The organism is Microcoleus sp. S13C4 (genome assembly GCF_036700865.1).
Classification (GTDB): domain Bacteria; phylum Cyanobacteriota; class Cyanobacteriia; order Cyanobacteriales; family Microcoleaceae; genus Microcoleus.
Map to the genome: position 1 here is coordinate 1 of NZ_JAUBPS010000029.1, position 5,450 is coordinate 5,450.

Sequence of the window (5,450 nt, forward strand, 5' to 3'; positions counted from 1 at the left end):
TTTGAGTAACAGCTTGCCGGATATTCAAAGGCAGCTACTTTTGGCTGCAATCATTTTTTAGTCTAAACTACAGTAATAAGATTCATTTCGTTAGCCGTCAGCCCATATAGATGAGCTACGCGGTCATTGATCTGGGCCTCTCACTCCTCTACACTCTGAGATGAAAGCGTCTATGCACATCTGAATGAGAAAGGCGATCGCCTAATTTAAACTTTAGCGCCTACCGAAACAGCCTGTTTATAGTTTACCGATCCCAGCAAGTACGGGTTACTACCCAGAAAGCGTCCCCACTCCGGATCGAACAGATCGATAAAAGACCGATCGCAAACCGCACCGCTTCCCCCATTACCGAACAGCGATCGATCGCACTCCGAAGCCCTTTTCTCCCACCTGAGCAACTGTTCCCGAAAACCGGGGTCTTGCTTTGCCCGCTGCACCAGGCTTGCAGTTTCCGACGCAGAAGAGCAAGTGCGGGTATGAAACACTCTCCGGCTTCAAGTGTTCACAATTAACTGTTAATAATCGATCAAAAGGGTAATTGCATACCGCACCGCTTCCCCCATCATCGAACAGCGAACGCGATCGGACGCCCTTTTCTCCCACGCGAGCAACTGTTCCCGAAAAGCCGGGTCTTGCTTCGCCCGCTGCACGATCGCCTGACTGATGACTTTCTTTTGAATCTGCTCTGTCGGGATACCTTGCTGCTTCAAATAATCCAACAGCCGCTGCACGCTTTCGGAGAATTTATCCGGCGTCTGAGACATCAAAATAAACGAAATTTGACGCACCATTCGCTGGTAGATTTCCTGTCTTCTGAGCAATACTTCCTTTTGACCCGGCTCCGCCGACTCTGCACTGTTACTAGGAACAACCAAGCCAAGCAAACCTAAAATTTCAGCGCCCTTGGCTAAAACCTTTTCCAACATATCTGGATAAAGCGCCAATATACGATCGCCCAAAATCTTGCCATTTACCAAACGGTTCGCGCTCAGCCGCAGTAAATGTTGTTCTCCAGCAGACTCAAAAAATTGAACGTTCAACTTGAGTTCGCGGCTTTCCAACTCCACCCGACGCACCGTAAAAACCAAAGCCTCCCAATTAGGAGGTTCAGCAAAACACACCTCCACAATCGAACTTTCCTCTTGATGCTGCCGCCCCAATTCCCCAGACTCAAAATCGCGATCGATCGGCAAGCGATTTGCCGCAACTTTCGCAGTATAATCAAACTGAGTAAAAACATAGCGACAGTCAACTTTCGACAGATCGACATCTTGAACTTGCCAATTTTGAATGCAGCAGCCCGTAAGCTGCGCCCCCTCCAAATTCGTCCGAATCAAACGGCACTCAATCAAACAAGCTTCTCTTAAATCCGCCTCACCTAACATCGCATCCATCAAATAAGCGCCGCTCAAATCAGCTTTTTGCAAATCAGCATTACGCAAATTAGCTTCGCTCAAATCAGCTCGCAGTAAATACACTCCTTGCAGGTTAGCTCGCAGCAAAAGTGCCTTCTTAAAACTCGCTTTCAATAAATAAGAACCCGCCAGATTAGCTCGACTCAAATCAGCGTTATCCAGCACCGCCTCAGTCAAATCTGCCCCCGCCAGCACAGCTCGGTGCAAGTCAGCGCCTGTCAGATTTGCCGATCGCATTTGAGCGCCATTCAAATCAGATTCAATCAAATTTACACCGATTAAAATTGCCGATCGCAAATTCGCTTCCACCAAATGCGCTTCCCGCAAATTAGCACCCGTTAAATTAGCACCAACAAGACTGGCGCGGTTGAGATTCGCCTCCATCAATTCCGCCGCCATCAACTTCGCGCCGTCGAGTTTAGCCCCGGCAAAATTAATCTGGTCAGATTTAACTCCTTGAAGATTAGCACCGCCCAAATCCGCTTCGGGGAACGCGGCCCAATTGAGTTCTGCTGCTTCCAAACAAGCAAGGCGCAAATCCGCTTTAGCAAGATTTGCCCCGCTCAAATTTGCCCCGCTCAGATTCGCCCCAGCTAGCCCCGCACTGCGGAGATCCGCGCGGCGCAAACAAGCCCCTATCAACTTGGCATTGCTCAAAAAAGACCAGCTCAAATTAGCACCGGTCAAGTTAGCACCAGTGAGATCTATATCTCGCAGGTTAACACCGCTTAAACTAGCGCCGCTGAGGTCAATGTGACCAAAGTTGCGCTCTCCCTGTTGATAGCGCTGTAAAAATTCTTGTGTTTGCATTCCGCAGATTGGGGGGCTGGCAATTTAGCTGTTTTAGGACGCGCTGGTCAATAACTTTAACTGTAAGGTACGCACGGAACACGAGCGGGCTAGGCACGGGGACACTACTCCTACTACTTACTGCAAGAACTCATGTCCTCCGGGTGATCCGTGGGTACTTTACCCCTATAGATGGCAGTTCAAAGGATTTGTTGCGTAAGTTCTATTTCTACTACCAGTTTTACAGACTTTTGTAACTTCAAGTAGCCGAATTTATATCTGATACGCTGCCCCGCCGGAGACTGCTTTTACCTAAAGCGCTGCAATTCTTGCTGCAAGTGTTTTCCCCATTTAGTCGCTAGAGGAATTTCTGTAAAAGGAACCTGCACCGCAGCAGCATCTTTCAACAAAAATTCGAGGGCTATTGGACTTCCAGAACTTGGGGGCGACTCTAAATCAACTGCCTGAGAGTTGACTAACAACCGCAGCGACTGCACGTCTTTTAAAGAAAAAGTTTGCAAATTCACAGGCCCGCTGCGAGTAGGTTTTCCCCAAGTTAAACTGTCTTCTTGCTGACCGAGTACAGCATAAATATCGTACTTGGCTTTAGCGAATTGTTCTGCCCAGACGCGATACGCTTCCAGCTTTTGATACTCGTTCCATCCAGCCCAAGCCAGCCCGATAAAGATTGCCAGCAGCGGCAGCCACATTAAACCTCTTTCCATGCAATACCCTTGTTGAAAATAGTCCAGGTTCTGTTTCTCATCTTCTCTAATGATACAATTAATTGAAGTCGTAAAACTTGCTCTGCAATTTAAACTAGAAATTAGAGCAATTTTTGATTGAGCAACAGCCACCGCCGAAAAATACCAAACGCCCGCGTGCGAGATCCCCACAAGTCGCAGCAAGGAAAACTGGCGCTGGCGGTGAAAATTGGGTTATTGTGGTGAACAAGCCTTCCCTAAACGGACGATCGGCCATGAAAAAGTTTTTCCTTCTGTGCTTATTTTTAATCGGGCTCGGCTGGGCGATTTCTAATTTCCCAGGACTTGCTACTCAAGGCACTTACGACTCGATTGTGCTGGATTTCCGCGAAGATTTGGGTGCTGCTGAGATTGCGAAAGAAGTAAATGCGATCGCCCAACAGTACCAAATCGCACCGCAACTCAACAGCGAATTCTCCGCGGGCGACAATGTATATGTAGTTAAGGGCGATCGCACTTTGCTAAACGCCCTGAGAAAATCAAATTTGGCTAAAGATACCGAATACATTGAACCGAACTACGTCTACAGGACTTTCGAGATTCCAAACGACCCCATGTATACCAAGCAGTGGAATCTCCGCAGTATCAACGTAGAATCTGCCTGGAACGAAACCAAAGGCAGCGGCACAACAGTAGCGATAATTGACACGGGTATTACTCCCGTCGCTGACTTAAAAGAAACCAAATTTGTACCGGGCTACGACTTTGTAAACGATCGCGCCGAAGCCTACGATGACAATGGCCACGGTACTCACGTCGCCGGTACAGTCGCCCAATCAACTAACAACAATTACGGCGTTGCAGGCATTGCCTACGAAGCAGCTTTAATGCCGCTAAAAGTGTTAGGCGGCAGCGGTGGTGGCACGGTTTCTGACATCGCCGAAGCGATCAAATTTGCTGCTGACAACGGCGCAGATGTCATCAACATGAGTTTAGGTGGCGGTGGCGAAAGTCAGTTAATGGAAGAGGCGATCGACTACGCCCACTCTAAAGGCGTTGTCATCATCGCAGCCGCCGGCAACTCCGGCGACAGTTCCGCTTCCTATCCCGCCCGCTATCCCCACGTCATCGGCGTTTCCGCCCTCGGCCCCGACGACGAAAAAGCCCCTTACTCCAATTTCGGCGCAGGGGTTGACATTGCAGCCCCCGGCGGTTCTGAAATGGGCAAAATCCTGCAAAGTACGATCGACCCGGAAACCGGCGCCGAAGTCTTTGAAGGCTACCAAGGCACTAGCATGGCTTCTCCCCACGTTGCCGCCGTTGCAGCCCTTGTCAAGGCCTCCGGTATCACAGAACCAGACGAAATTCGCAGCGTACTCTTGCAGTCCTCGCGAACTGTGACTGAAGATCCGTTAAACCATTTTGGTTCGGGACACCTAGACGCAGCCGCAGCAGTTCAGCTAGCCCAGCGCGGACAAATCAACTTCCGCGATTTCTTCCGCTGGCTGCGCGACAACGGCTATCTCAGTCCCCGCTTTTGGATTGACGGCGGTGCAGTCGCCCTGTTGCCTAAAATTGCAATGGTGCTGGGTTCTTACCTGCTGGCTTTCTTTATGCGGAATTATTTTCCGTTCCAGTGGACTTGGGGCTTTTCCGGCGGCTTGATGGCTGGTAGTTCTGGGTTCTTTTTCCTGCGGAACTTGTTTGTATTTGACTTACCGCAGTGGCCGATGCGGGTGATGGGCAGTTCTATTCCCGAACTCGGCGGTGCAATCAATGGCAGCAGTATGCTGAATCCCTTTTTTGCTAGCGTTTTGATTCCTGGGATTTTGATTGCTTTGCTGTTGGGACATCAACAGTGGAAGTGGATCGCGATCGCAATTTCGATCGGCTTTGCTAGCAGTTTAGCGGTGAATGCTTTTGTGTCTCCCGCAGTCTGGGGATTGGGCACAGGTTTGGTATCACAAACATTTTTGATTGTCAATGCTTTACTGTGTTTTGGATTAGCACGTTTAGCAATTAAAACAGAGGTGCGATCGGCATGAGTATTACTGTCAAAGGTGTAATTGAACGCAAAGGATTGGGTCCCGGTACTTGGGCTTTGGTCGGCGAAGATGGGGAAACTTACGAACTTAAGGATGCTCCTTCTGATTTGAAAAAAGCTGGTTTGAAAGTCAGTGTTAAAGGTGAAGTCCGCAAGGATGTGATGACTTTTGCTATGATCGGCCCGGTTCTTGAGGTGCAGTCTTTTGATGCGATTTAGCCTAATAGGTTAATCCAGCTTTTGAGCTAAAAAAAACCCCGGCCTTAATTGGCTGGGGTTTATTAATCAGGGTGCATCTTTATTTACTTTCCAGTGGCTAGCATGATGTTCGGGATCAATTTGATTTTTAACTGCAGATGCACCCAGATTAACGCGGATAATTCTTGACTTATTGAAATTTTGCTGTTTTGGCTGCAATACGAAAAAAAAACCCGGCCAAAATTGGTCGGGAGTTAATTAATCAGGGTGCATCTACTAATTTAGTCTCCGGTTCGAGGT

At 48.7% G+C, this 5,450-nt stretch carries 5 protein-coding genes; 2 read left to right on the forward strand and 3 right to left on the reverse strand.

Translation table 11 applies throughout. The annotated features are described in order from the left end of the window. Positions 1-206: 206 nt before the first annotated feature. The 3 genes from QT996_RS14245 to QT996_RS14255 all read right to left on the reverse strand — a co-directional run bounded on the left by QT996_RS14245 (position 207) and on the right by QT996_RS14255 (position 2,929). A complete protein-coding gene (locus QT996_RS14245) occupies positions 207-485 on the reverse strand; it encodes a hypothetical protein (RefSeq protein ID WP_333047261.1) in 279 nt (92 codons plus the stop codon). Between the two features lie 30 nt (positions 486-515). Next, positions 516-2,225 carry a pentapeptide repeat-containing protein gene (locus tag QT996_RS14250; protein WP_333047262.1) on the reverse strand — a complete coding sequence of 570 codons (1,710 nt, stop codon included), beginning with the start codon at positions 2,223-2,225 and terminating at the stop codon, positions 516-518. A gap of 287 nt (positions 2,226-2,512) precedes the next feature. After that, positions 2,513-2,929: a hypothetical protein gene (locus QT996_RS14255; RefSeq protein WP_333047263.1), complete on the reverse strand. Its 417-nt coding sequence runs from the start codon at positions 2,927-2,929 to the stop codon at positions 2,513-2,515. 254 nt (positions 2,930-3,183) lie between these two features. Between QT996_RS14255 and QT996_RS14260 the strand changes: the two genes are divergently transcribed. Further along, the gene (locus QT996_RS14260) at positions 3,184-4,953 is read left to right on the forward strand and encodes a S8 family peptidase (RefSeq protein WP_333047329.1); all 1,770 of its coding nucleotides are present in this window, start codon (positions 3,184-3,186) and stop codon (positions 4,951-4,953) included. Continuing rightward, on the forward strand, positions 4,950-5,171 hold the full coding sequence (locus tag QT996_RS14265) for a hypothetical protein (RefSeq protein WP_242719356.1): 222 nt from the start codon (positions 4,950-4,952) through the stop codon (positions 5,169-5,171). Before QT996_RS14260 ends, QT996_RS14265 begins: the two co-directional genes overlap by 4 nt. Positions 5,172-5,450: the final 279 nt, after the last annotated feature.

Coding starts and splice junctions, on each gene's coding strand:
- QT996_RS14250 (WP_333047262.1), bottom strand. CDS start 2,225: ATGCAAACACAAGAATTTTTACAGCGCTATCAACAGGGAGAGCGCAAC.
- QT996_RS14255 (WP_333047263.1), bottom strand. CDS start 2,929: ATGGAAAGAGGTTTAATGTGGCTGCCGCTGCTGGCAATCTTTATCGGG.
- QT996_RS14260 (WP_333047329.1), top strand. CDS start 3,184: ATGAAAAAGTTTTTCCTTCTGTGCTTATTTTTAATCGGGCTCGGCTGG.
- QT996_RS14265 (WP_242719356.1), top strand. CDS start 4,950: ATGAGTATTACTGTCAAAGGTGTAATTGAACGCAAAGGATTGGGTCCC.